Below are 25,596 nucleotides of genomic sequence, written 5' to 3'. Positions count from 1 at the left end.
CTAGGCGCGTTTTAAAATATCCTGACAAAGTTTTTTAATTGATGCATTTGTCTGCCATTTTTCGAGCAGCAACAACGTAGCAGACGCGGGCATTTCGCCAAGTTTGACCAGTAAGTCAAGATACATTTCCAGCAATTTTTTGGTGTTTTTAGGCAATTCAGCAAGCGAAGTAAATTGAGCAAATAGCCCCTCAAGGGTAAGTAATAAGGCTTTGTTATGCAGTGGGCTCACATCTTTAACCAGATTCAGGGCGTCAACTAATCGTTGAATCGGGGCGTATTTGTTTGCAAGTAACCAGCCTAATCTATCTCCCAGCAGAGACACATCGATAGTCTCTTCATTAAAATGGTGGATAAGCACTTCAGCAGCCAATATCCCCGTTTCCCGCTTCTTGGTCATCAATCCACACGCCAGCACTAACATCGACATTTCACGGAAACTGAAATTTGGCTGAAGCATCTGCGTAATAGCCTGAGGCAGTGGCGTAGTGCCATCAGACGTTTTACAGCCATAGGTTGCCATGATAGTATAGAAAGCTTCAGGATTCTGCGGAATCAGGCTATACCAGAATGAAACATCAACAGCGTGCATATAAGTGAAGCGCCAATGCCAATCCTTCTGATATACTAAATCGTTGCTGTATAGGAGAGCCCGAAAAACCTGACTAGTCAGCAGAAATGGTTTATTGATTGCTGGCAACTGGATAGAAAGTTCCCACCAAGAAGGGCTACGTTCAAGCTGTTTTGTGTTGTAGTTTTTCCATTCGTTCCATTTCTCTTTAAAGCTGTATTCATAAACAAATGGCTTTACAACGTTTGGCAAGTCGCTAAAGGAAGCTTTTGCAAACTCATCAAATTCGCCTTCTGGCTCAAAAGTCCGGGCGGCCACGGCCCACAGTGCCTTTTGTGTGCTAACTTCAGTACCATCTGATGAAAACAACCGCTTCAAAAGTGACGAATCGGGGATGTGTATCGTGCTGCTGCCACCCAGACAATAACGTAGTAGAGCCGCCAGATTCGTGTCGAGCTGATCGCAAAGCGCAAGAGCTTCGTCAGTTTCTTCGCGAGGCATCCGGGCAATAGCGATGGCGAAATCGAGCAGTTCGATTGGTTCATTGTTCGCCTTATAAAGTAGTAGCCGTTCAATGAGCACTTTAGGCGCAATCCAGTGTGGCGCGTGGGTTGGCAAGCTCAAAAAAGGCAGTTCAGAGTTGGCTGTCCATTTTTGACGAAGATGATTGAACCGGTTTTTATGGAGTTTGAGCGTTTGAATACTATCGTCGACATTTTCATTGGCAAATCCTTTTTCATCATTGGCGAGCCAACGCAGCAGATAAGCCCGAAAAACATCTTTGCTTATCGAGCCAAAATACGTTTTGAGTAAGGTTTTCTGATACGGTTTCAGTTGTTCCCGAAAATCGTCAGGTGTATCGGCGGGAAGCTTGATCAGCGCATTCATCAGGATTTCCATATCGATCACGTCATCCGAACTGATAAATTGACCGATCAGAAACATAAAGTCATTCCAATTGTCTGGCAATGAAACCTCAAACTCAGGCAAAAGCCGGGGCGTTGACTTCGGTTCATACTGATACGTAACGGGGTTTTCGGCAGAAAGCGTTGTGGTATCGTTTTTCAGAAAACCCTGTAGATCGTTTGCTACGTTACCCAGCATTTGCTCAGCAGAAGCCTGTAATCGGGCGCAAAAATCATCGTCTGCCGGATCAGCATAACCGACCAGCATGGAGGCAACTTTTGTTTGTAAGGCTAAATCATTGATCGTAAATACATCGACCAACAAATACGTAATGGCCGAACGATGAGCGGGTTGTGTTTTCAGTAGACGTTCAAACACACTCAAAAGCGTTTTGAGTGCCGTCTTGCAATCGTCGCGCATCATGGCCGAACCGGCCCATTCAAGGAACTCGTCAACGCGGAAATCAGGTTCGGTATAGATCGTTTTCAATTGACCAATTGCCCAACTGACAACATGCGGATGTTGCCCGGCCAGCAGCCGAAACAAGTCTGATTGCAGCTTGATCCACTCCGTTTTTGATGGGTTTACGGTTTCGATCTGTTTCCGGAAAAACTGCCGAAGGTTCGGATTCCAGTCTTTGGTTTGTACACTCAGGCATTTTTCAACGAACCAGAGTCGATCTAATTTTTCTGCGGCTAGAAGCTGGGAAAAAATCAACGGCCATAACAGAACGTAATCATGTCGTTTCGTAACCGGATTTGGGGCACTATAGCTGCACTGATGAATGTCGGTTGGATATTCAAAAAGAAGAGGAATTTCGCGGGTGAGTGCCTGCTCGTCCGTGCTCAGAAAGTCAATGTGTTTTTCATGTTTCTGATACGTAGTATCTCCATGCTCATTGTACAGATAATTTTGAAAGCTCGACACCGATCTCGCAAACAACTCTGGCAGATAATCGACCAGACCAGCACTTTCCAGCTCACGTAACCGCCTATACGGGATGATACTCCATGAATTCTGCCCTTGTTGGAGTAGGAAATCGGCTAGCCATTTCGGTTTCGCCCACGCTAGTATCGACAGAATTAATTGATCGTAAGAAGCACCAGTCAATAAGCCATTTAATAGCCCAAATCCTTTTAACTCATTGTGATTCAGGAGACCTAAGCCAGAGAGCGTGACCAGCTTCTGTTGATCGCGGGTGCCACGAATCCCCCATTGTTCGCGGGGCCCCACTATTGTTTGCTGATCACTCAATTTCGTATAATCGCACCAGTAGCGTTTGGCCTGTTTTATGTGCTTACGTAGCGTTTCGTAATGGCGCGTATCTACGCTTTGCAGAAAAGGCAACAACTCATTTATCTGCGTGTTACGTATCAGCTCATCATAACGGGCCAGCATCACTTCCCGCGCTTCTTTATCGGCATCAGCAGTACGTGGGCTTGTTGGTCGTTTGGGCGCTACGTTCGTACCCGGAATCAGTTGACCGTTACTTGATTCGAGATAGCCTTTTGCTGTTTTTTCACGGATTAGTTTCTCTGCCTGCTGATGGCACTGGTCGGACGTATCGAAGGTTTTTGTCTGACTCTGACCACTTGTACCGACTTTCCCAAATGTTACTGTAAAACTCGTATCAGAGGTATCAATTTGCCAGAATTTATTGGATTTTTCATCTGTAAACAAAAAGTAACGCGGCATAAAGAATAGACTAAATGTAAATACGAAACCTCTTTAAAGTTACAAAAAACAGCCCCCAAAACCTAGTAATTCAGCCGCTATTTTGCCCAAAATCCTGATTTTTTAGTACCAATTCTGGAGGGAATGCATCGCTAATTAATTGGTATTACCCACATAAATTTTCAATTTTACGGCACTAATACCTCTTTCGTCCTTTTGACCTATGCGTATCAGAACCTTTGACGAATACCAGACAGCTTATCAGAAAAGTGTTGACGACCCGGAAGCGTTCTGGGCCGAAATCGCACAAGATTTCCAGTGGCGTAAACCCTGGACCAAAACCCTCCAGTGGAATTTCACCGAACCTAACATAAAATGGTTCGTCGGCGGAAAACTCAACATTACCGAAAACTGCCTCGACCGGCATCTGGCCGAACGTGGCGACCAACCTGCCATTATCTGGGAACCCAATGATCCGAACGAAGCGGGTGTTACGCTCACGTACCGGATGCTGCACGATCAGGTTTGCCGATTCGCTAACGTATTGAAACGGAACGGCGTCGTGAAAGGTGACCGGGTTTGTATTTACATGCCGATGGTGCCCGAACTCGCCATTTCTGTGCTGGCCTGTGCCCGAATCGGCGCTGTTCACTCGGTTGTTTTTGGCGGTTTTTCAGCGCAAAGCATTGCCGACCGGATCAACGATGCGCAATGCAAAGTGGTCGTCACCGCCGACGGCGCGTATCGGGGAAATAAAGAAATTCCGCTGAAAAGTACGGTCGATGATGCGCTGATTGGTTGCCCAAGTGTTCAGAAAGTAATTGTGATGACCCGTACGCGCACGCCAGTTTCGATGCTGAAAGGGCGCGATGTCTGGTGGGAACAGGAACTGAAACAGGTTACCGCCGAGTGCCCTGCCGAAGAAATGGACGCCGAAGATATGCTGTTCATCCTTTATACGTCAGGCTCGACGGGCAAGCCGAAGGGCGTAGTGCATACCTGTGGCGGCTATATGGTTTATGCCGCTTATACCTTCCAGAACGTATTCCAGTACGAACCGGGGCAAGTTCATTTCTGCACCGCCGATATTGGCTGGATTACCGGACATAGTTATATCGTTTACGGGCCGCTGGCCTGTGGCGCTACGTCGATTATTTTCGAAGGCGTTCCGACCTACCCCGACTATGGTCGTTTCTGGGATATTACCGACAAATACAAGGTCAATATTCTATATACGGCTCCAACCGCAATCCGTTCGCTGATGGGTTTTGGGCTGGAAAAAGTAGAAAACCATGATCTGGGCAGTTTAGACGTATTAGGTTCTGTAGGTGAGCCAATTAACGAAGAAGCTTGGCATTGGTACGACGATCATATTGGTAAAAATCGCTGCCCGATTGTCGATACGTGGTGGCAAACCGAAACCGGGGGTATTCTGATTTCACCCTTGGCGGGTATCACCAAAACCAAACCTACCTACGCTACGCTGCCACTACCGGGCGTACAGCCAATTCTGGTCGATGAAAACGGGAAGGAAATTGAAGGAAACGGCGTAAGCGGCAATCTCTGCATGAAATTTCCGTGGCCGGGCATACTACGTACTACCTACGGCGACCATGAGCGTTGTCGGCAGACGTATTTCGCTACGTATCCAGGCCTGTATTTCACGGGCGACGGTTGTCTGCGCGATGAAGACGGCTATTACCGAATTACGGGTCGCGTCGACGACGTACTGAACGTATCAGGGCACCGTATTGGCACCGCCGAGGTCGAAAACGCCATCAATATGCACACGGGCGTAGTTGAAAGTGCCGTAGTCGGTTATCCGCACGACATCAAAGGGCAGGGCATTTACGCCTATGTGATTACCGAAGGCGATGCCGGTGGTCACGATGCTGAACTAACCAAACGCGACATTCTGGCGACGGTGAGCCGGGTGATTGGCCCCATTGCGAAACCCGATAAAATCCAGTTTGTAAACGGATTACCCAAAACCCGTTCAGGCAAAATCATGCGTCGGATTCTGCGCAAAATTGCCGAGGGCGACACTGGTAATCTGGGCGATACCACTACGTTGCTAGACCCGGCCGTGGTCGATGAAATAAAAGCAGGAGCGATATGAACTGCTGATATACAATGCAAACACCCCGAAGGCTGATAACTTTCGGGGTGTTTGCATTAGCGGATTACTTCACTTTCACGATCTCGCCAAAGTAATTCATGAAGATGAGGTATTCCGCCGTTTTTTCACTGACGGGGTCAATGAGCCGCATGGTTAATGTAACGTAGCGTTGGCCGTTAAACGTCGGTTTATACGTAGTGTTTTGCAGTACTGAACGCTCTACTACGTCGTCCGTTTTAACAAAATACAGTAAATCATCTTTGCTGATAGTCCGTTTGAAAACGCGGCTCCCCGATTTTTTGACGGCCAGTACCGTAACCATATTATTGAAATAACACTCTTTTTCGGTCGACGTAGCACTGGTGTCCTGATCGATGGTGAGCGTAAATTTCATCGGTTTGGCCGACTCCTGATATTCGTTTGGTTTTCCTAATTTATCAGCGTTTAAAATCGACTGACAGTTTTTCGGTTTGGCGGCAGCAACAGCCGTTGTATCGACAGTCGACGTAGCGTTTTCCTGACCTTTCTCACTTCCCCCACAAGCTGTCAATAAACCAGCCACCAACACCAATACGTATGCGTTTTTCATGGGGTAAAGTTCGCAAATAAAGGGCAAGGATTGCAAGGGGCTGAGGGTAGGAGTAGGGATTACGCGGTTGGTTGGTAAAGTTGGTTTGATTGATTATTTATTCCCTGCAATCTATGCTTCCCGCAAACCGCGCTACAATTCAACGTAGCGAATTGACCTAAATTCAATCTTTTTGTGTTCTCTACAAGGTGAATTTACTACGTTCTTCGCCCATCATCTACTAACAACAGATTCTATGCAACTTCTTTACAGTTATTTACGGCGCTACTGGGGCCTGTTGGCACTTGCGCTTCTGCTGGCTGCCATTAACCAGATTTTCTCTTTACTTGATCCGTACATTTTTCGCAAAATCATTGACCAGTACGTGGTAAAACCAGATGGTTCACTACGTCCGTTAGATTTCTGGGATTTTCTGAAAAACGGGGCTGGCTTGCTTATTTTACAGGCACTTGGCGTGGCAATGGTAAGTCGGATTGCCAAGAATTTTCAGGATTACTACGTCAATGTGATTACCCAACGGCTAGGTGCTCAGCTTTATACCGACGGGCTTCGACACTCGCTTGAATTGCCGTATCAGGTGTTTGAAGATCAGCGTTCGGGCGAAACCTTGGGTAAATTACAGAAAGTACGGGCCGACGTTGAGAAATTAATTCAATCGTTTGTAAACGTGCTCTTTACGTCGATAGTCGGAATTGTTTTTGTAATGTGGTATGCCTCTACCGTGTACTGGCCTATTGCTCCCGCTTATTTTCTGACCATTCCATTGCTGGGTTTTGTGAGTTCATTATTGAGCAAAAAAATCAAGACAGTTCAGAAAACCATCGTGGCCGAAACCACTGCGCTGGCTGGTTCAACCACCGAAAGTTTACGGAATATTGAGCTGGTAAAAAGCCTTGGATTGGCTCAGCAGGAAACCGAACGGCTGAATGCTACTACCGGAAAAATTCTGAAGCTCGAACTTAAAAAAGTACGTTATATCCGCTCTTTATCGTTTGTGCAGGGTACATTTGTAAATCTGTTACGTAACGCCATCATGCTGTTTATGCTGTTTCTGGTGGTGCAGGAACGTATTACGGTGGGTGAGTTTTTCTCGCTTTTTATCTATTCGTTTGCCATCTTCGGCCCCTTGCAGGAACTGGGAAATATCATCAACGTATATCGGGAAACGGAAGCGTCGCTGGCAAATTTTCAGCAAATTCTGAATACCCCCCGCGATGTGCAACCAGCACAGCCGAAACCTGTGAATGCGCTCAATACGTTGGCATTCGACGATGTGTATTTCAAACACTTAACCGCCGATAAACCAGCTCTGGATGGCATTACGTTCGGTGCGCAGGTTGGCGAAACGATTGCCTTTGTTGGGCCAAGTGGTTCGGGAAAAACAACCCTTGTGAAATTATTGGTTGGCTTATACAAGCCGCTACGTGGTCAAATTCTTTACAATAGTATTCCTGGTTCTGCCGTAAATCTGGATGAACTGCGGGAACAGATTGGTTTTGTAACGCAGGATACTCAGCTTTTTGCCGGAACAATCCGAGAAAACCTACGCTTTGTTGCACCCGAAGCCACAGACGACGAATGTCTGAGAGCTTTGCATCAGGCAGCCGCCGATTCACTGCTAAGCCGAGCTCCACAAGGTCTGGATACGGTTATTGGCGAAGGTGGGGTAAAAGTATCGGGTGGCGAGAAACAACGCCTAAGTATTGCTCGTGCACTCTTGCGTAAGCCCGCCCTGCTGGTGTTCGACGAAGCCACTTCTGCACTGGATTCGTTGACGGAGGAGGAAATAGGACGTACTGTTCGGGAATTATCGAATTCGCATCAGCACATTACCATTTTGATTGCTCACCGACTCAGCACTATTCTCCACGCCGACCGAATTTTCGTACTGGAGCAGGGGCACGTGGTTGAACAGGGGCGTCATGAAGAACTGCTGGTGCAAAAAGGTCTTTACTACGCTATGTGGCGGCAACAAATCGGCGAACGTAAAGAACTGGCTGTTGCCTAATCTCATTTTCTTCAAACAGCAACGAGCGCGAAGCGTATACACTTTGCGCTCGTTGCTGTTTGAAAAACTTAAAGACTCTTGTTACTACTGATACTGATCATCCAGTTAATACCAAATTGGTCTGTCAACATGCCGAACGCATCGCCCCAGAACTGCTTTATGAGCGGAGCTTTGATTGATCCATTCTCTGCCAATTTCTCAAAATAGCCTGTTAATTTTTCTGCGTCTGAACCTTCCAGCGACAAGCTGAACTGGTCGGTATTGTGTGAGCCGGAGTATTGGGGGCTATCACTGGCGAGCAGTACAATATCTCCTTCAAGCCGCGCGTGCATGATTTTGGCTTTCATTTCATCGCTGTTTGCTTTGGGGTCCTGGTGCGCATCGGCGGGACCATCACCAAACGTCGAAATTGTCAGTTCTCCGCCAAAAATATCTTTGTAAAACGTCATAGCATCCCGGCAATTTCCACCGAAAAAAAGATAAGGGTTAAGCTTCATCACGTACTAAATTGTTTTAGTTCTAGGTAAGTAAGGTACCGTAAAAATAGCTACGTATCAACGTTTGTTTTCTCCCATCTGATACAACGAAGTTGTTTAGGGTTTTCTAAATAATCGTGTTTTTGACAGAATTAGCAGCCAGAAGCAAAATCTTAAGCAGTTCCAACAATATGTACAGAAAAAACGAGAATCCTTTTCTTCACACCGTACTCTCCAATGGGGCATAGCTTATTTTATTTTTTGGTGAGCAGCTCAAACAGTTCGGAGTGTTATGTTTATACCGTTAAATAAAGTGACTTATAACGAAGTTTATCCATTCAGTATCTGTATTAATAGGTAGCCTTTATAAAGCAACCCTAATAATGTAATAATGATGATACTACTATGGATTGCTATCGGCGCCCTGTTTGGCTGGGCGTTGCGAGGCATAAAAGAACGTGCCGATGCCGCCAAAAATCAACTGGTAGGGATTGACTCTCACCAAAAAGTACATGCTGTTATCGATAGCTATAAAAAACTAACCGACAAGCAGTCTAGTTTTGTGAATGAGTTACTGACGAATAGGCCGATCCTGAACGTAAATGAGGCTAAGCTCAATGAAGAATATCTGGAATTTCAGAAGGAACACGAACAAACAATCCGATCATTTATTTGATACGTTGTTAGTAATGGGAGTCGATTTTCTTTCTCGGATAATCTTTATAACTGTATGGAAACACTAGCAGGAATTCTGTTCGAGTTGGCAGTGGGTTGGCTGATTGCTCCAGAGGTGAAACCAAAACGTAGTTTTCCAAATCCGTCAAAGCAATCGTCGACTACGTAGCCCGTCTTTACTCGACGGGCTTTTTTTAGGTTAAATGATAGCGATATGCCGGTTTTCTTTGTTGTGTTTTGGACTTATTATCTGGCTATGTTAATCAATTAATTGAGGTAGTTAATTGCGTTTGCGGAAAGCAGTTGGTGTACTGCCGGTATACTTCCTGAATTGTTTACAAAAATGACTTTCATCGGTATAGCCAAATTCATCGGCAATTTGGGCCAGCGTCAGCGGACTATATAGCAATCGGGCTTCGATGAGTTTAATTTTATATTTGATGATGTACTGTTTCAGTGATTCACCTGTCTGCTTTTTGAAAAAGAGACTGATATAAGCGGGTGAATAATTAAATACATCTGCCAAATGATCGATGCTAAGATCGTTGGGCTGGTAAATGTGTTGCCGAATGTACATCAGGATAGCTTCTACTGAATCGTTTACCTGCTCCCTGGCTGGTGTCTGACTAAAGAGATTTCGGGCCAGAATCATCAGCATACTACGTAACAAACTATCCCGAATAACGGCAAAGTATTGCGACTGATGGCGTTCATATTCCTCTTCTAATACGGCTAGCAGGTAGTGTAGTTTCCGTTTTTCATGTTTATCTACAACTATTGACCCTCGGCTCTGCGAAGACGTTGAGAGTAAGGTTTTTATGATCGGTTGCCAGGCGCTGTGTTTATCTTCTGTGTTTTTATGAATTGATTCGTTGAAGCGAATAAAACAGAACTCGGTTAATTGATGAATAACAAAATAATGATAATCTTCTGGCCCTAACAGAAACACGTCTCCTTCACTATAGCTATAGGTGTTCCCATTGATATTATGAATGCCATTGCCCCGAAGTATGAAAATAATCTCGAAGTATGTGTGCTTATGTACGGCATGCACCCAAGTGGTAGCTTCAAAATGATAAATGTTAAAGGGAGTATGTAAAATGTATCGCTTCATACGTAGTGGTTGAGACTGAAAACTACCAATAAAAGATGGATTTGTACAGTTGATCCAGTTTTTACCCACTGTAGTTTTGCTGTTGTTTAAGAAGCTAACCTTCCCAAATAATTAGCCGTATGAAAAAGATAGCTTTGCTAACTGTCAGTATACTAGTGTTTTATTGTCTGCCATCTATGCGTCGAGCCGATGAATGGACTAACCTTTTAGACAAAGACCTGACCCAGTGGGAAACGTACCTGAGCTATGCCCATAAACCTGATTATAATGGAAATATACCGAGAGATGAATCTGGGATTCCTATTAAACCGATTGGCTATAACAAAGATGATACCCATGTATTTTCCATTCTAAACGAACCGGGCGGCCCTGTTTTACGGATAAGTGGTGAACTATATGGGTGTCTGTTCACTCGTCAGGAATACGAAAATTATCATCTTACGCTGCAAGTCAAATGGGGAAACCAGAAGTATGATCCCCGGAAAAATAAGTTGCGTGACTCAGGTATACTTTATCATTCTGTAGGAGAAGCTGGAGTAGAATATTGGCGTTCCTGGATGCTATCGCAAGAGTTTCAGGTCATGGAGGGACACATGGGCGATTTCTGGTGTCAGGCAAACTCCGCCATCGACATCCGGTCGTTCGCAGCCGAGGGAATTATGAATCGCGTAGCCGACGAAAAACAACCGTTTGGTTCATTTAAAAAGGGGAGTGATTTCTATTGCCTTCGGTCGGCTAATTACGAGAGTCCAGCAGGCGAGTGGACGAAACTAGAACTGATTTGCTTTGAGGGCAAAAGTATTCACCTAGTGAATGGCCATGTGGTAATGGTTTTGAAAGATTCACGCTTCACAAAGGCCGATGGGCAGGATGCTCCTCTCAGACGCGGCAAGATTCAGTTGCAGAGCGAAGCTGCTGAAGTATTTTATCGTGACATACGCATTAAACCCCTGACGGCCATGCCCGACCAGTACGCAGGATTATTTTAATCTCCCGTTGATGGTCTAGCTATTAAACAGATAAACCATGAGTAACCAGTCGAGACGAAGTTTCATTAAAACGAGTGCTATTTCATTTATGAGTATTCCCTTACTTAACACAAACGAGCCTTCAAGTTTATTTGTACATCATGTACTATTTTATCTGAAGAACCCAGCTAGTGAAGCTGATAAAGGCAAACTTTGGGAAGGTTTAACGAAACTGGCGAAGTGCCCAACCATTAAACTGGTACATATTGGCATACCAGCCGCTACGAATCGGGAGGTTATTGAACGTAGCTATACGTATTCGTGGCTTTGTTTCTTCGATAGTCCTGCCGATGAAGAAGCCTATCAGAAACATCCGATTCACGACGAATTTCGAAACAACTACGCGCACCTGTGGGAAAAAGTTGTCATCTATGATTCCGTTGGCGAAAAGCGGTAATCCAACGAAATCTGTAACAAGTTCTCTCAACAGAATATAAGTTTCCCTAAAAATATGGGATGGCTATCCTTTTCAGCATCAATACGTTTACCCAATAGGTAAACGTATTGATGCTGATTCATGTAAAATACCCGAGTGTACAGGATGGGAAAATTGATAGGTTAATACAACTTGCTGTTCGTTAACTCATTATACCCTGCCAATAGAGTTTGTTCGATATGAAAAAAGTACTCGCAATGCTCGCATTTGCCCTTTTTGGAACTGTAGGGATGCAGGCCCAGAAAATGGAAAGTGCTACGTTCCCCGACGGTAGCTTAATGAGTAGCTGGTTTACAGATACAAAAAAAATAAGCCTTGCTCAACTCGGAAAACCCTACGTAGTAACCGACTTTGGAGCAAAAACAGACAGCACGGTCATACAGACGGAAGCCATTCAGAGGGCTATTGATGCTGCCGCTGAAAAAGGGGGTGGGGTAGTGGTAATTCCAAAAGGTACGTTCATGAGCGGTGCGCTGTTTTTCAAACCCAAAACACACCTGTACGTAGCAGAAGGGGCGATACTAAAAGGGTCAAACAGTATCTCCGATTATCCTAAGCTGCCTTCTCGTATGGAAGGGCAAAGTTTAGATTATTTTGCCGCTTTGGTAAACGCGTATCAGGTCGATGGGTTTACGATTTCTGGAAACGGAAAAATCGATGGAAATGGCTTACGCTTCTGGGAGGCTTTTTGGCAACGTCGTAAGGAAAATCCAAACTGTACCAATCTGGAGGTTTCTCGTCCTAGATTGATCTTTATCTGGAAATGTAACAACGTACAGGTTCAGGATGTGAAACTGCACAACGCGGGTTTCTGGACGAGCCACTACTACCAGTGTCAGAATGTGAAAGTACTGGATGCGCACATCTATTCGCCCTACAAACCCGTAAAAGCGCCCAGTACCGATGCCATTGATATTGATGCCTGTTCAAACGTACACATCAAAGGTTGTTATATGTCGGTAAATGATGATGCCATTGCCCTGAAAGGCGGCAAAGGCCCTTGGGCCGACAAAGTGCCCAACAATGGCTCAAATACCAACATCGTTATCGAAGATTGCGAATTTGGCTTTTGTCATTCGGCACTTACCTGCGGCAGCGAAGCGATTCATAACCGCAACGTAGTAATGCGTAACTGTCATGTAAGCGAAGCCAGCCGGGTATTATGGCTCAAGATGCGGCCAGATACACCACAGCGTTACGAATACATTAGTCTCGAAAACATAAAAGGACAGGCAAACAGTCTGATCTACGTGAAGCCCTGGACTCAGTTTTACGATTTGCAGGGGCGAAAAGATGAACCTGTTTCATATTCTGATCACGTAAGTCTGAAAAACATCGAGATCAAGTGTACTACATTCTTCGACGTAGCAGTGACCGGCCGGGATAAACTTTCTAATTTCACATTTGAGAATTTTACCGTAGAAAGTAAAAATGCGGCTATTGATAAAAACGCTGTCAAGGGCTTTACACTCAAAAATGTGAAGGTCAATAATAAATTGTTAGAATAGGGCGATAATTGTTCTGCCTAAAACAAATTCGCACTTTTTTGATGATTTTATACATAAAAAACCCGGCACGGCGTTTGATAGACAATTGTTATTAACAACCCATCTACATACCCAATCATGGCTACTCAATACGTCGTTCGCTCATTTCGTGCTACGTTCCTGGCTATTTTACTCACCAGTGTTTTTGTTTCCGGATGTAAAAAAAATGGCGGTTCCGAAGTTGACCTTCGCGACCAATACGTTGGTACTTACGAAGGTGGCTATCAAAGTTCAATAAAAATTGCAACGCTTGAATTTCCGCCAGAAACTGGTACAACCAGTGTAATTGTTACAAAAGGAGCGAATCCGAAAGAGATTTACATAGAAGTAAAACTGAATCGTCCGTTTAAGGTTACGGCTGAACTGGAAGGAAATTCGTTCACAATTATTGACCGGAGTCGCGATCAGGTAACAATTAATGTCAACGGGAAATCGACCAATTACGAGGGTGATTTCAGAGCCACGGGTGTGTTCGATAAGAACCAGATTGCTATAACAACAACAACCGAAACAGTTCAGACAGGCGCAACCATTAGCCGAATTGAAGCTATTACCGGAACCAGAAAATAAGGAAAGAGACTCGTCTTTAAGATTATCATCAGAGCTACTCAACAGGATAATCTTTTTTGATTTCAGACCATTGAAAAACCCCCATAGACCGAAACGGTTAATGGGGGTTTTTTATGATTGCATTTTCCGCTCGAATGTCTTCTATTGATAACCAGTGCGGAGTGAGATCAAAATGGTAAACGTCAATTATAATACGCAGAACAGACGTAGTTGCTTAATACAAAACCTTGTTTATTAATGTGTTGTGTATACATGTGTAGGCCAAAATCTGTCCGGCGGAAGTTAGGACGTACCAACGTAATTGTTTGCATAATATATGTAGAGGATGAGGTTCACTCGTTTCTAAACAACTACTATGCCGAATCTTAATAAGCTGCAGAAAATAATATTCCGTTTACAAATAACTGGCGCAAATCACTCCATTTACAGTGACTTGAGGTGGTGCTCAAGATGCGCTACGTAATCTTCGATGAGCCAGCCTAACGTATAGGTTTGGGCTGAGGAACCAAAGGTTATGGCTTGGGCACGTATTGGTTCCGAAATGCTTTCTGCTACGTAGAGAATCTGCGTATTTAAACTACTCCAGAGATGTAGCAGATGGGCAAGAGGCCGCGTTTGATACTGATTCGCAAGAACCAGTTGATTCTGATTATAAGAGACAACCAGATATGTATCATCTGAAAACTGAGCTTCGGTAAACCGTTTCAGATTATGAAGCGCCGAATCGATGAGATGCCCCAGAATTTCCTTCTTCGACCATTTTCCCGGATCATGCTGTTTTAAGTCTGATTCCGATAACGTACTGAAGCTCGCAGGTACATCGGTAATGTACCTGCGAAGCCGTTCGAGTGCTTCTGGTAATGAACCAGCTTCCTGAATGTATGCGGGTGTCATATGTAGCAGAAAATAGCGATGATCTGGATGCGCCTAAATTAGACTTAAGTATCTCGGAAACTGATCTTTCCAGACGGGCCAGTCGTGATTGCCCCAGGGTGTTACGTCGAGTCGATGACGAATTCCTTTCTGGTTTAGAATACCCGACATCTGAAAATTATCGTCCTTGCAGAAATCATATTCTGAAGTACCCAGCACGATATTCATGTGGTAAAGCTCATTATTCTGGGCATTGGGCAGAAAGTCGGGCGGGTTGTTGTAATAGACGTTATCGTCGTAATAACCACCCAGAAACGACTTGATATTAAACGCGGCCCCCATTGTGAGCAGATGGCCGACCTGTTCGGGATGCCGGAAGGCGAAATTCAACGCATGATACCCACCAAACGATGCTCCTGATACGCCAATTTTCTGAACATTACACTCACGTTGAATACCCGGAACCAGTTCTTCGTGCAAAAAACGGTCGTATAATACGTGGTTCCAGATGCGAGTGCCGGGGTGCAGATGTTTGGCATACCAACTATCCTTGTCGATACTGTCGATGCAGTATAATTTTATCTTCCCTGTCTCCACAAACCATCTGGCCGTTTCGGTTAAGCCGAAATCTTTGTATTCATAATAATGACCCATGGAGGTCGGAAATAGCAGCACCGGATAACCCCAGTTGCCGTAAACCAGCATTTCGATGTCGCGTCCCAGATGGTGTGAATACCATCTTCGATAGTCTTCCTGCACAATGATGTTTGTTTAATGAGTGTCTAAAATTAGGCTCAAAATAGAAGAAATAGCTGGCTCCGACAAAAAACAAAGTGACGTATATCGAAAAAATTAGCTACTTTGGGAGTTGTGCTTATTACTCTTTTATTAATTTTTACGTTTATGGCTGAACTTGTACCGGCCCTATCCTGCGCAGAACACCCCACCGTTACGGTTCGGCGCGACGACTCGTTATATTCCGTTCCGTTGAAACGTACCGTTCATCTGGACGTAGTGATGCCAACGGGCTATCGGCCTGTTTCAGAAGGCGATTCTCCCAATCTGTTGCCTGTTTTATACCTCAACGATGGGCAGGATTTAGCCCGGTTGCGAATGACAGAAGTGCTTGATTCTCTGTATGAAAAACAGGCTATCCGTCCGTTTGTGCTAGTGGCTATTCATGCCGGCGACCGAATTCAGGAATATGGTACAGCCGCCCAGGCCGATTATATGAATCGGGGCAGTAAAGCGAATTTATATACCGATTTTGTGCTCACCGAATTGATTCCTTATCTCAAAAAACATTATCCCATTAGCACCGATCCTGTTCATTCCATATTTGCTGGTTTCTCGCTTGGAGGATTGTCGGCTTTCGATATAGTTTTTCATCATCCCGATCATTTTTCAAAGGCGGGTGTATTTTCGGGCTCGTTATGGTGGCGTAGTAAAAGTACGGCCGATGGCTATCGCGACGAAACCGACCGGATCATGCACGATCTGGTGCGTAAGGGAACGTATCATCCAGAACTGAAATTCTGGTTTGAAGCCGGAACCGACGACGAAACAAGCGACCGTAACAACAACGGAATTATCGACGCCATTGACGATACGCTCGATCTGATGGATGAGCTGGAAAAAAAAGGCTACCAACGTAATGACAACGGGCAGCCGACCGATATTCGCTACGTTGAGGTTCAAGGCGGCAGACACGATCAGGAGACCTGGAGCAAGATTATGCCCGATTTTCTGACATGGGCGTTTCCAAAGGGCGAAAAGTGAAAAGGCGAAATAGGGCCGCTGGAGCGTAACTAATAAGGCTGATTGTTATGAAAAATATACTTGTAGTAAAGGCTTTAGGAGTGTTGGCTATTTTAGCCTGTAAAGCTCCTGACGTAGAGATATCCTCTAACGTAGCGACTTCGTTAACTGCACGAAAACTCGTGTGGGCTGATGAGTTCGATAAGCCCGGTTTGCCCGATTCAACAAAATGGGGATACGAAGTGGGCGGAAATGGATGGGGCAATAACGAACTCCAGTATTATACTCGCCGACGTAGTGAAAATGCGCGTGTTGAAAACGGAAAGCTCATTATCGAAGCCCGTAAAGAAGCTTACGAAGGCAAGAATTATACATCGGCCCGGTTGCTGACACGTGGTAAAATGTCGTGGAAACAGGGACGTATCGAAGCCTTTGCCAAGCTGCCGTCGGGGCGCGGTACGTGGCCAGCGGTCTGGATGCTGGGCGATAATATTAAAACGGCTGGCTGGCCCCTCAGTGGCGAAATCGATATCATGGAACATGTAGGATTCGACGAGGGCGTTATTCATGGCACCATCCATACCGAAGCCTATAACCATGCCAGGAAAACCCAGAAGGGCAAGCAAATTAGTATAAAAGACGCAACACAAACGTATCATTTGTATGCCGTAGAATGGACAGCCGACAAGATTGATTTTTACGTCGATAATCAGAAATACAATACAGTTGAGAAGGCCGTTTTGGGCAACAACGTAGCAGAATGGCCATTTGAGCAGCCGTTTTACCTGCTACTGAACGTAGCAGTGGGTGGCAACTGGGGTGGTCAGAAAGGCGTGGATGAGACCATCTGGCCCCGGCGCATGGAAGTCGATTACGTTCGGGTATATCAGTAAGAGGGGAAAGTGTTACGTTCGTAGAGAAGGGGGTGGCGTGTCTGATGGGCAAATCATCCCCTTCTTTCGTTTGGTGCTACGTATTCTGGAATAGTGTATCACCCTTTTATGGGATGGCAAGGTATAATTTGAATGATGATTTTTGTGTTTACGCGTCTTATTGGTTGAATGGGAAAATATAAGTACATTAACCAGCGGGTAAGGTTTAATGTAATATATTAGATTTAAGTACTTGTTTATTAGCTAGTTCATAACGAGAACCGTCTTATTGTATAACACTTTAGTAGACATGGAAGACTACAAATGTTTACCTATTACGGGCTTGAATATAACCGTTCCTTTAGCGTATGTTCAGCCAGCTTTTCGCGAGTTATTTGAGAAAATAGTTGCAAAACTTCCGCAAATAACTCTCAGGTATGATATGAGAAATTCGACGCCGGGCAATGGTTTTCTGGTTCCGCTGGCGTATAATCTAATGTCCCGCGCTCTCTCAGATTCACTATTCTTCGATGCCTTAGTTCGCTCATCAAGCGCTACAGATAACTGGTTTTTTAATTATTTCTTTGTCATGCCCAGACAACCCGGCAGCCTTCTGGATTTACCTAAAGGACAGGTCGTATCTACGAAATCGATATCAGAAGACTTCCTGAATTTTGTGAAAACGTATTCGATGAATCAGCAATATATGTTACAAACGCAATTGGTTAATCAGGAGCTAACGCTTAATTATCGAGACCAACTAATGAAGCAAGTGAATCAACTACAAGAGGTTAATAAACAGATGACTCAATTTCAGAAAGGATTTTAGGGGAAAAGGAGAATCGATATGTCAAATCCTGTTGCTTTATCTAAGCTGGAAACAAACGGTTGGGAGCCCCGTTCCAAAGATTACCCACATCTGTTTCTGATCGATATTACATGGCATGCTGGTGTTAAACCGACAGTTGAGCCGGGTAGTCTGATACGGGATGAGCCTCAATACAATGATCTTTCCTTTGCGCAGGCCGAATATGATACTGATTTTCATGGCGAAAAAACGCTCCATATCATAAAAACTATTGCCCGTCAACTTTCAGACGAACGTATTACCTTGATTGGGGTAGAGCGTAAGAATGTAAACCTTGAATCCGGCTCGGCCCGACTACGACTCAAAAACCTTCCGGAAGCGCTCATCTATGTTCAGGCAATGCTCAACACGGGGGATGTAGTTGTTATCAATGCTGCCCCCACAAATGCAGAGGAAAGCTTTTTTGATGATGGCCTGATTCGATTACTACTTAAGGCTATTGTCAGACTGGGCGGAGTTGTAGTTCTTGCCGCTGGCAACGGTAATAAGCCAATAAATTCCCCTAAACCTTCCGAGGGAATAGTTCTGGTAGGAGGAGTCGATACGACAGGGAAACCTCAGAGCAATTATGGCAAAGCGATAACCTGCTATGGTATTGTGCCGTATATGTTAGCCAATAAAATCATATTTGGCCATAGTTCTGCTGCAACAGCTTACATAGGTGGCTTTGTAATGATGATTCTCAATTATGCCCGTTTCAATAATATAACACTAATGGCGGCTGATATACCTATTCTGCTTCAGAAAGGATCAATGTATATGCCGTCTCAAGAACTTCGTATGGTAGTGCCAGACTGGAATGCGGTCTGTAAGCTGCTTAAAAAACGCATATGGTAACGCCAAAACTAAGCTTTATCGGTATGCAACCTTGTATTATCTTATCTATTCACATAATAAAGCCCTATAAATCAACATGGCTATATTCACCAGCTTGACAGATACGCAGCAAGTTTACCTGAATGGACTTCGTGAAGGAAAGCGCAAAGAGTCAGAACTAATTCTGCGTCCAAAATTACTACAAACGCCCCATCTGGACGATTTCGCTTTCTTTCGAGAGTTTTTGCAGGATAACGGTAATTCTACTCCTGATTCGCGTGATTTAGCACTACGTGTCCCGAAACAAACAGTACAACAACTGCTGGCCTATTTTGACAGCCGCAATTGTCTGGGTATACAAACCTGTTTTGGATTCGATAAACCAATAGCGCAGGGTGGACAAGTGCAACTACTTCATAAAGGCAGTTTCTACACCGGAAATCCACCATTGCCTGACCCTGAAGTCTGGAATAATTTCTATATAACAAACCAGAATGGTTTCAATTTACCCGAGATGTATATCAATCTTGATCAGCAACAGTCAATTCGGGTCACCAAAGCACGCCAATATCTGAAACAGTTTCGCGCCTATTATCCGGGACGTACTATCCGGAGTAATCCATATATTCATGGCGTAACATTGCCTGTAAAATCCATACTAAACTTGCTTAGCACTGACCCAGACTATATGCAGGCCGAGACGCTTACATTCCAATGGGGTCTTACAGTTTACTACCCCGGCGAAAGAACAATGGGAAACATGACGCTCCTGATTGGAACCGATGGATTTGTCGCAGGGCCAATTATTGAAATTCGCACAGAAGAAATCGCTGGACCGGGCCTTGGTGACTGTCCGCCGAAATCGCCTTGTTAATTGATGAAACAAGAAGAAAGGATAGCTTTTTGATGAGTTATCTTTTCTTCGATTAAAGGAAGGTTAACACGAGTAACCATGTCTGTTGAAACGATATTAGATATCCTTTATCATGTCTGTTTTGGAGTTATCCTGATTCCACTCTGGATTGGATTCAGGCATTGGTCGAAACTTACCGTTGCTGATAAATGGATTATTGGTCTGCTAACTTCACTGCTTTTATTTGAAGTACTGGCCGATATTTTACGATTCAACAGGGTTAGAAACCATTTTCTGTATTACTTTCAGACTATCAGTGTGCTCTGGTGTGGCAGTTTATACTATACCCGAATTAGAAAATGGGAGTGGTGGCCGTTATTAATTGCATTGGTTGTTTCTGCACTGATTCCTGCCGAAGTTATTTGTTGGGTAGGCTTTAACTATATAAATTCCAGTACACTGGCATTATCAAAATTAATCTTAGCCGTCTATGCATTTGATTCTCTTCGCCGATTAATTGACGACCAAACCAACGTATCACTACGTACCAACCCGTTATTGTATCAGCATGCTGCTTTTTTGATATACGGCTTTTTTTCGGCAGGGACCATGTATTTCAGAAACTACTTTATTGAAACATCGCTTGATTTATATTTCTTCTTCGATACACTGACTGTGATGATAAGTGCTGTTGCGTTTGCCTTATTCGCTAAAGGATTCACACATCAGATATATGCCTTTACAAAACCCTACAATCCGTTATGAACAACTGGTGGCTTCGGTTGGTCTACGTGTTAATGAGCCTGTTTCTGGAAGTGGCTGTTAAGGGGCAGTCGGTGATCATAAACGATGTTAAATTTATTGAACGATACTACGTTAACGATGATTTGCCACCTTCTGAATTTAAGCGTGGAGATACAGTTGTAACGACTAATTACCGCTATAACAACTTACTTATCTATCTGCAATCACCATCCGCTCACCCAACCTATTCGTATGAAGTAAGAAAACTCTTTAAGGGAGCAATTGCGACTCGTGATAGCGTCCTTTTTCTACCAAATTTGCCTAACGGAGAGTTTATTATTCATATTCGTGATCTGACTAATTCGTCAATCCAGCCTATACAGCTCAAATTAGTTATCGAATCTCCTCTCTGGCTTCGCTGGTGGTTTTTGCCGATGATGTTCCTGTATGGACTTTTGTTTATTAGCGCCGGACTCTACCTGCTCTATCGCTACCGACTTCGCCAGTTTCTTCGATTACAGCGTGTTCGCGACCGAATTGCCCGTGATCTGCACGACGATATGGGGAGCTATCTGAGTAGCATCAGCATTTTGAGTCAGACAGCCCATCGTTCGGTTATAAAAGACCCGGCTAAGACGCAGGCCACCCTCGAACGTATCGGAAAAACAGCCCGACAGATCATGGATTCAATGGGCGATATTGTCTGGAGTATTAATCCTTCGCACGATTCAATGGAACAGGTCGTTGGGCGTATGACCGACGTAGCATCCAGCTTATTTACAACTGGAAATGAGTTAGAAAACAACGTAGCGTTTCAGCTTGACATAGCCACCGATGTTCGACAGATGAGCTTGCCAGCCGAGACTCGGCGCGATTTTTTTCTGATTTATAAAGAAGCTATCACCAACGTAGCACGTTATGCTAAAGCCAGTCGGGTAGGGGTAAAGCTTTGGTTCGAACGAAATCAGTTATATCTGAAAGTTGAGGATAATGGATGCGGGTTTGATCCTGAAAACCCAATTCGGCAAAACCCATCGGGAGGAAATGGGCTACGTAACATGCACGCTCGCGCTTCTTTGCTAAACGGTACACTTACTATCGAATCAACACAACAGAAGGGGACAAGTGTTTTATTACGTTTCCCGATTTAAAAGACACGTGGTGTATCCCCTAAATATGGGATAGCGTAGAATAGCCCATCGCCCTACCTTTACATGAGGTGCACAATACGGATTTTTTCTGAAAGAAAACGCGTTGCTGCTCACGATGTTATCGTTTACTTATTCTGCTTTTATCCATGCCAATCCGTGTTCTGATTTATGAAGATAACGCTCCGCTACGTGAAGCACTCAGTGCTTTGGTAGATGATACGGAAGAGTGTGTGCTGGTTGGCGCTTTCGGCGATTGCCTGCGAGCCAACGACCAGACGTATCAACTTCAGCCCGACGTAGTGCTGATGGATATCGATCTGCCCGGTCGTGATGGTATTCAGGCTGTAACAAGTTTGCATCGTGAATTTCCGGTTGTGGAAGTGGTAATGCTTACTGTTTTCGATGATGACGATCGGGTATTTAGAGCATTATGTGCGGGTGCATCGGGCTACTTGCTAAAACAAACCTCCCCCGATCAGATAATTGAAGCAATTCAGTCGGTTTATGCTGGCGGGTCGCCCATGTCGCCCAGTATTGCCCGTAAGGTGATTCAATCGTTTACAGCTCGCTCTGCCAAATCCGCCAACCTAGATCAGCTCACCAGCCGCGAAAGTCAGGTATTGCATTATCTGGCGCAGGGTATGAGCTACAAACTCGTTGCCGCAGAGCTGGGAGTAGGTATTGAAACGGTGCGGACGCACATCAAACGAATTTATGAAAAACTCCATGTGCATTCCGTTGTAGAAGCGGTAGCAAAATATAAATTATAAAGTGCCAAAGTACACTAAGCCTAAGCGGAGATGCTTATATTCAAGCCATTGCTTTAGAGCTATATGCAATCCACACTGTATAAATATCTTTTATGGATTCTTCTTTGGGCACCTTTTGTGGCACGGGCGCAAGTGCCCCACTATCTGAAATTTCGTCACTTCACCACGAAAGATGGCCTGAGTAGTCCGCGAATAATCGATTTTATTCAGGATCGGCGCGGTTTTTTGTGGATTAGTACCGAGAGCGGCATCAACCGATTCGATGGACGTCAATTTCTTCAATATCATCTACCAGCCCGGCAGCCCGGCGGCTCCATCGACAATACATATCAGAAATTTGCCATCGACAAACAAGGGCAACTCTGGGTATTGAGCCAGATGGGACTTTCCCGTTACGATATTACCCGCAATCAGTTTAGGCTCGTGCCAACACCCTTAGATGGGCACGTCAGTCGCGATAGTCACCATATTCTTTATGATTCAAGCCGAACCTGCCTTTGGCTTGCTACGTCGCTGGGATTACTTCGGTACGATCTGCGAACGGGTAAAACCAGTACTACGTCGATACGGGAGATGTTTCGGCCGTTTCGGATAGTTCTTACGAAAAATGATCAGGTAGTAATTGCGGCTTCCGAAGGCGCATTTGTCTATGATCCGGCCACAAATAAGAACCGGTTCTACCCTGTGGATGATGATCCGCAGGAGCATTTCTTCTGTGCTTTTGCCGATAAAGATGGAACAATCTGGATGGGACGTAACGGACGTGGACTTGTTGAGTTCGATCCTACTACTGGTCAGGCCAAACACTATTTTCCTCCCGGCTATGGATTCAATCAGAGCTTTATTGCTGTACATGATATCTGCACGGTTCCGGCCATTACTGGCGATTCCATTCTGTGGATAGCAACCCATAATCAGGGGCTTCGTTTTTTTAATCGCCACTCCCGGAAATTTGTTGGTGATTACGTAACAAAGGCGAACTTACCCGAGGGGCTAGTCAGTAACCAGATTGACCGATTATGGCTGGCTCCAGATGGAAACCTATGGCTGGCTGATCAGGCACTTGGATTGCTCGATCCAAACGATCAGGCGATTCAGCTTGAAACACTAAATCTTTCGGGTATTCAATTAACATGCATGATACCTCAAAAAGAAAAACCCAATCACTTGTGGATTGGTACATTGGGGTGGGGGGTATTTGATTACGACCTGGATGCTGGAACCGTTGAAAGTATGGACTCACAAAACCATAAACTACGAAAATTGCCAGAGCGGGCTAATCCGCAAAAGTATCCGCAAAAGTATATGAATGGGTTTTGTTACGACAAACAAGGCCGGCTCTGGACTGCTACGTCGGGTGGGGTTTACGTATATAAATTTGGAAAACAGGTCAAGTATTTTTCGCTTATTTTCAATGGGAAGTCAGCATGGTGTACGTACATCAATATTGATAAAGACGGAATAATTTGGTTAGCCGCCGAAGAGAATTTATGCCGCTTAAATCCTGAAACAGGCCAATATTCGTATAGCCGATTGCCTTCCTGGCCTGAACAAACTGACTTTCCCATACCATTAGCAATTTTGCCCGATGATAATACGATTTGGGTGGGCACCACAGTTGGTCTGTTTCAGATTGACCAGAATACAGGCAACGTAGTAAACCGATTCAGAGAGAATACCGGTGGTAAATCATTGCATCATAACGCAGTTTATTGTGCTCGAAAAGACCGGAAAGGAAGCTTGTGGCTGGCATCGTATGAGGGAGGGGCCAAGCGATTTTGGCCACAAACGGGCAAAATGGAGCGAATTAAGGATATCGACACCAGAAATATCCGGCCAGAGTGGATCGATGAAGATGCGTTTGGCTATATCTGGATTCAGGCACAGGAAGGTTTTTATCGGTATCAGCCTGATCGTCGGAAATTGGAGCCTTTTAAAAATGAGATATCAAGTTTTTTACATGAGCAATTTGCCGTACCGGTGAAAAACGAACAAGGCGAATGGTGCGCTGTGCAATCTGGTATTTATTATACGGTATTAAGACCCGAACGCGTTCCGATTTATTATAAAATTCCGAAACCCTTAATTTCTGAATTCAGCATTTTCGATAAACCACAACCATTTGATCCCGATAGTAGCCATATACGTACTCTATCGTTACGGTATGATCAGAACGTATTGAAATTTACATTCACCAGTCCGCAGTTTTCGCGCAGTGCAGGGCTTCAGTTTGCTTATCAGTTAGTTGGTTTCGATGAGCGCCGGGTGCTGACCGATAAAGACCTCAGTGCTACGTATACCAATCTGGATGGAGGAGATTATATATTTCGGGTTTGGTCGGGCAATGCGCAGGGATTATGGAACCAATACCCGGCCGAATTTCGGATTCATGTCGAAACGCCTTTCTGGCGAGCCTGGTGGTTTTATGCGCTTTGCGCTCTGATTTTTGTTGGGGTTGTTTATGGCGTGTTTCGTTATCGGGAAGAAGAACGAATTCGACTGCGGCTCATTCGCGACCGGATTGCCCGCGATCTGCACGACGATATGGGTAGTTACCTGAGTAGCATCAGCATTCTTAGTCAGACGGCCCGCCGGTCGCTTGATCGTGACCCTGAAAAGGCACAGACCACACTTGACACCATTGGCGAAACCTCCCGACGTGTAATGGATAAGATGGGCGATATTGTCTGGAGTGTAAACCCCGAATATGATTCGTTAGGCCAGTTGGCCGAGCGATTACGGAACGTAGTGGCTGCCTTGTTCCAGAACACAGATGTTGTCTGCTACGTCGATATTGACGAAAAACTGTCGGGACTTATATTAACGCCTGAACATCGGCGGGATCTGTATTTTGTTAGTAAAGAAGCACTTACCAACGTAGCAAAATATGCCCGGGCCAAGCAGGTTCTGGTACAATTTCGCCAGATGAATGGTCAGTTACAATTGACCATCAGCGATGATGGATGTGGCTTTGACTATCCGCAACTACAGCTACAGAACTCGTTGGGTGGAAATGGCCTGAAAAATATGCAGACTCGTGCTCAACAAGTAAATGGTACGTTGTTAATTGAGAGTGTGCTCGAAAAAGGGACTACCATTACGTTGCTGATGAAACTATAATCAGGTCCAGGCATTTGCCAGAGGAGTGTTTTCTGACGGTTTGATTGAGTTAGCTGATT

22 protein-coding genes are annotated in these 25,596 nt (G+C 44.7%); 16 read left to right on the top strand and 6 right to left on the bottom strand.

Annotated features, from left to right (window positions below; translation table 11 throughout):
- Entirely contained in the window at positions 1-3,171 is a 3,171-nt protein-coding gene (locus ACYVD4_RS21315; protein ID WP_460949179.1) for a DUF6493 family protein, read from the bottom strand.
- 202 nt (positions 3,172-3,373) lie between these two features.
- Here ACYVD4_RS21315 and acs point away from each other — a divergent pair, with 202 nt between their 5' ends.
- Complete coding sequence (gene acs, locus ACYVD4_RS21310) at positions 3,374-5,269, top strand: acetate--CoA ligase (RefSeq protein ID WP_460949177.1); 1,896 nt, start codon at positions 3,374-3,376, stop codon at positions 5,267-5,269.
- A 64-nt stretch (positions 5,270-5,333) separates the two neighbouring features.
- Here the strand turns inward: acs and ACYVD4_RS21305 are convergent, their stop codons facing one another.
- Entirely contained in the window at positions 5,334-5,858 is a 525-nt protein-coding gene (locus ACYVD4_RS21305; protein ID WP_460949175.1) for a hypothetical protein, read from the bottom strand.
- Positions 5,859-6,093: 235 nt separating this feature from the next.
- Here ACYVD4_RS21305 and ACYVD4_RS21300 point away from each other — a divergent pair, with 235 nt between their 5' ends.
- Positions 6,094-7,866, top strand: coding sequence for an ABC transporter ATP-binding protein (locus tag ACYVD4_RS21300; RefSeq protein WP_460949174.1), 1,773 nt, complete (start codon positions 6,094-6,096; stop codon positions 7,864-7,866).
- Positions 7,867-7,934: 68 nt separating this feature from the next.
- Here ACYVD4_RS21300 and ACYVD4_RS21295 read toward each other — a convergent pair whose 3' ends face one another.
- Positions 7,935-8,363, bottom strand: a complete 429-nt coding sequence (locus ACYVD4_RS21295) for a VOC family protein (RefSeq protein ID WP_460949319.1) — start codon at positions 8,361-8,363, stop codon at positions 7,935-7,937.
- 370 nt (positions 8,364-8,733) lie between these two features.
- On the opposite strand from ACYVD4_RS21295, the gene ACYVD4_RS21290 reads away from it, so the two are divergent.
- Positions 8,734-9,018 (top strand): hypothetical protein, encoded by a 285-nt coding sequence (locus ACYVD4_RS21290; protein ID WP_460949173.1) that lies wholly within the window; start codon positions 8,734-8,736, stop codon positions 9,016-9,018.
- Between the two features lie 279 nt (positions 9,019-9,297).
- Here ACYVD4_RS21290 and ACYVD4_RS21285 read toward each other — a convergent pair whose 3' ends face one another.
- The gene (locus ACYVD4_RS21285; protein ID WP_460949171.1) at positions 9,298-10,131 is read right to left on the bottom strand and encodes a helix-turn-helix domain-containing protein; all 834 of its coding nucleotides are present in this window, start codon (positions 10,129-10,131) and stop codon (positions 9,298-9,300) included.
- 119 nt (positions 10,132-10,250) lie between these two features.
- Here ACYVD4_RS21285 and ACYVD4_RS21280 point away from each other — a divergent pair, with 119 nt between their 5' ends.
- The 4 genes from ACYVD4_RS21280 (at position 10,251) to ACYVD4_RS21265 (ending at position 13,712) form a co-directional block, all read left to right on the top strand.
- Positions 10,251-11,120 carry a 3-keto-disaccharide hydrolase gene (locus ACYVD4_RS21280; protein WP_460949170.1) on the top strand — a complete coding sequence of 290 codons (870 nt, stop codon included), beginning with the start codon at positions 10,251-10,253 and terminating at the stop codon, positions 11,118-11,120.
- Positions 11,121-11,157: 37 nt separating this feature from the next.
- Positions 11,158-11,556, top strand: a complete 399-nt coding sequence (locus ACYVD4_RS21275; protein ID WP_460949168.1) for a Dabb family protein — start codon at positions 11,158-11,160, stop codon at positions 11,554-11,556.
- Between the two features lie 218 nt (positions 11,557-11,774).
- Positions 11,775-13,103: a rhamnogalacturonidase gene (locus tag ACYVD4_RS21270; protein WP_460949166.1), complete on the top strand. Its 1,329-nt coding sequence runs from the start codon at positions 11,775-11,777 to the stop codon at positions 13,101-13,103.
- Positions 13,104-13,220: 117 nt separating this feature from the next.
- Positions 13,221-13,712 carry a hypothetical protein gene (locus ACYVD4_RS21265; protein ID WP_460949164.1) on the top strand — a complete coding sequence of 164 codons (492 nt, stop codon included), beginning with the start codon at positions 13,221-13,223 and terminating at the stop codon, positions 13,710-13,712.
- A gap of 423 nt (positions 13,713-14,135) precedes the next feature.
- Here ACYVD4_RS21265 and ACYVD4_RS21260 read toward each other — a convergent pair whose 3' ends face one another.
- On the bottom strand, positions 14,136-14,606 hold the full coding sequence (locus ACYVD4_RS21260; RefSeq protein ID WP_460949162.1) for a DinB family protein: 471 nt from the start codon (positions 14,604-14,606) through the stop codon (positions 14,136-14,138).
- A gap of 33 nt (positions 14,607-14,639) precedes the next feature.
- Positions 14,640-15,344, bottom strand: a complete 705-nt coding sequence (locus ACYVD4_RS21255) for an esterase family protein (protein ID WP_460949161.1) — start codon at positions 15,342-15,344, stop codon at positions 14,640-14,642.
- 144 nt (positions 15,345-15,488) lie between these two features.
- Here ACYVD4_RS21255 and ACYVD4_RS21250 point away from each other — a divergent pair, with 144 nt between their 5' ends.
- The 9 genes from ACYVD4_RS21250 to ACYVD4_RS21210 all read left to right on the top strand — a co-directional run bounded on the left by ACYVD4_RS21250 (position 15,489) and on the right by ACYVD4_RS21210 (position 25,537).
- Complete coding sequence (locus ACYVD4_RS21250; protein ID WP_460949160.1) at positions 15,489-16,364, top strand: alpha/beta hydrolase; 876 nt, start codon at positions 15,489-15,491, stop codon at positions 16,362-16,364.
- Positions 16,365-16,411: 47 nt separating this feature from the next.
- Positions 16,412-17,236 carry a glycoside hydrolase family 16 protein gene (locus ACYVD4_RS21245; RefSeq protein WP_460949159.1) on the top strand — a complete coding sequence of 275 codons (825 nt, stop codon included), beginning with the start codon at positions 16,412-16,414 and terminating at the stop codon, positions 17,234-17,236.
- 421 nt (positions 17,237-17,657) lie between these two features.
- Positions 17,658-18,044 carry a hypothetical protein gene (locus tag ACYVD4_RS21240; RefSeq protein ID WP_460949157.1) on the top strand — a complete coding sequence of 129 codons (387 nt, stop codon included), beginning with the start codon at positions 17,658-17,660 and terminating at the stop codon, positions 18,042-18,044.
- Between the two features lie 18 nt (positions 18,045-18,062).
- Complete coding sequence (locus tag ACYVD4_RS21235; RefSeq protein WP_460949156.1) at positions 18,063-18,920, top strand: hypothetical protein; 858 nt, start codon at positions 18,063-18,065, stop codon at positions 18,918-18,920.
- 76 nt (positions 18,921-18,996) lie between these two features.
- Positions 18,997-19,773: a hypothetical protein gene (locus ACYVD4_RS21230; RefSeq protein WP_460949154.1), complete on the top strand. Its 777-nt coding sequence runs from the start codon at positions 18,997-18,999 to the stop codon at positions 19,771-19,773.
- A gap of 78 nt (positions 19,774-19,851) precedes the next feature.
- On the top strand, positions 19,852-20,517 hold the full coding sequence (locus ACYVD4_RS21225; RefSeq protein WP_460949152.1) for a hypothetical protein: 666 nt from the start codon (positions 19,852-19,854) through the stop codon (positions 20,515-20,517).
- Positions 20,514-21,647: a sensor histidine kinase gene (locus tag ACYVD4_RS21220; RefSeq protein WP_460949151.1), complete on the top strand. Its 1,134-nt coding sequence runs from the start codon at positions 20,514-20,516 to the stop codon at positions 21,645-21,647. Before ACYVD4_RS21225 ends, ACYVD4_RS21220 begins: the two co-directional genes overlap by 4 nt.
- A gap of 146 nt (positions 21,648-21,793) precedes the next feature.
- Entirely contained in the window at positions 21,794-22,417 is a 624-nt protein-coding gene (locus tag ACYVD4_RS21215; protein WP_460949149.1) for a response regulator, read from the top strand.
- A gap of 63 nt (positions 22,418-22,480) precedes the next feature.
- Complete coding sequence (locus ACYVD4_RS21210) at positions 22,481-25,537, top strand: sensor histidine kinase (protein ID WP_460949148.1); 3,057 nt, start codon at positions 22,481-22,483, stop codon at positions 25,535-25,537.
- The last annotated feature ends 59 nt before the right edge of the window (positions 25,538-25,596 follow it).

This window comes from Spirosoma daeguense, from assembly GCF_054776875.1.
The sequence above is the reverse complement of the archived record's forward strand: the minus strand, read 5'-3'. Positions and strand labels throughout refer to the sequence as shown.

Bases quoted from the DNA above. Each gene is read 5' to 3' on its own strand.
- ACYVD4_RS21315 (WP_460949179.1), bottom strand. From the start codon at position 3,171: ATGCCGCGTTACTTTTTGTTTACAGATGAAAAATCCAATAAATTCTGG.
- acs (WP_460949177.1), top strand. From the start codon at position 3,374: ATGCGTATCAGAACCTTTGACGAATACCAGACAGCTTATCAGAAAAGT.
- ACYVD4_RS21305 (WP_460949175.1), bottom strand. From the start codon at position 5,858: ATGAAAAACGCATACGTATTGGTGTTGGTGGCTGGTTTATTGACAGCT.
- ACYVD4_RS21300 (WP_460949174.1), top strand. From the start codon at position 6,094: ATGCAACTTCTTTACAGTTATTTACGGCGCTACTGGGGCCTGTTGGCA.
- ACYVD4_RS21295 (WP_460949319.1), bottom strand. From the start codon at position 8,363: ATGAAGCTTAACCCTTATCTTTTTTTCGGTGGAAATTGCCGGGATGCT.
- ACYVD4_RS21290 (WP_460949173.1), top strand. From the start codon at position 8,734: ATGATGATACTACTATGGATTGCTATCGGCGCCCTGTTTGGCTGGGCG.
- ACYVD4_RS21285 (WP_460949171.1), bottom strand. From the start codon at position 10,131: ATGAAGCGATACATTTTACATACTCCCTTTAACATTTATCATTTTGAA.
- ACYVD4_RS21280 (WP_460949170.1), top strand. From the start codon at position 10,251: ATGAAAAAGATAGCTTTGCTAACTGTCAGTATACTAGTGTTTTATTGT.
- ACYVD4_RS21275 (WP_460949168.1), top strand. From the start codon at position 11,158: ATGAGTAACCAGTCGAGACGAAGTTTCATTAAAACGAGTGCTATTTCA.
- ACYVD4_RS21270 (WP_460949166.1), top strand. From the start codon at position 11,775: ATGAAAAAAGTACTCGCAATGCTCGCATTTGCCCTTTTTGGAACTGTA.
- ACYVD4_RS21265 (WP_460949164.1), top strand. From the start codon at position 13,221: ATGGCTACTCAATACGTCGTTCGCTCATTTCGTGCTACGTTCCTGGCT.
- ACYVD4_RS21260 (WP_460949162.1), bottom strand. From the start codon at position 14,606: ATGACACCCGCATACATTCAGGAAGCTGGTTCATTACCAGAAGCACTC.
- ACYVD4_RS21250 (WP_460949160.1), top strand. From the start codon at position 15,489: ATGGCTGAACTTGTACCGGCCCTATCCTGCGCAGAACACCCCACCGTT.
- ACYVD4_RS21245 (WP_460949159.1), top strand. From the start codon at position 16,412: ATGAAAAATATACTTGTAGTAAAGGCTTTAGGAGTGTTGGCTATTTTA.
- ACYVD4_RS21240 (WP_460949157.1), top strand. From the start codon at position 17,658: ATGAGAAATTCGACGCCGGGCAATGGTTTTCTGGTTCCGCTGGCGTAT.
- ACYVD4_RS21235 (WP_460949156.1), top strand. From the start codon at position 18,063: ATGTCAAATCCTGTTGCTTTATCTAAGCTGGAAACAAACGGTTGGGAG.
- ACYVD4_RS21230 (WP_460949154.1), top strand. From the start codon at position 18,997: ATGGCTATATTCACCAGCTTGACAGATACGCAGCAAGTTTACCTGAAT.
- ACYVD4_RS21225 (WP_460949152.1), top strand. From the start codon at position 19,852: ATGTCTGTTGAAACGATATTAGATATCCTTTATCATGTCTGTTTTGGA.
- ACYVD4_RS21220 (WP_460949151.1), top strand. From the start codon at position 20,514: ATGAACAACTGGTGGCTTCGGTTGGTCTACGTGTTAATGAGCCTGTTT.
- ACYVD4_RS21215 (WP_460949149.1), top strand. From the start codon at position 21,794: ATGCCAATCCGTGTTCTGATTTATGAAGATAACGCTCCGCTACGTGAA.
- ACYVD4_RS21210 (WP_460949148.1), top strand. From the start codon at position 22,481: ATGCAATCCACACTGTATAAATATCTTTTATGGATTCTTCTTTGGGCA.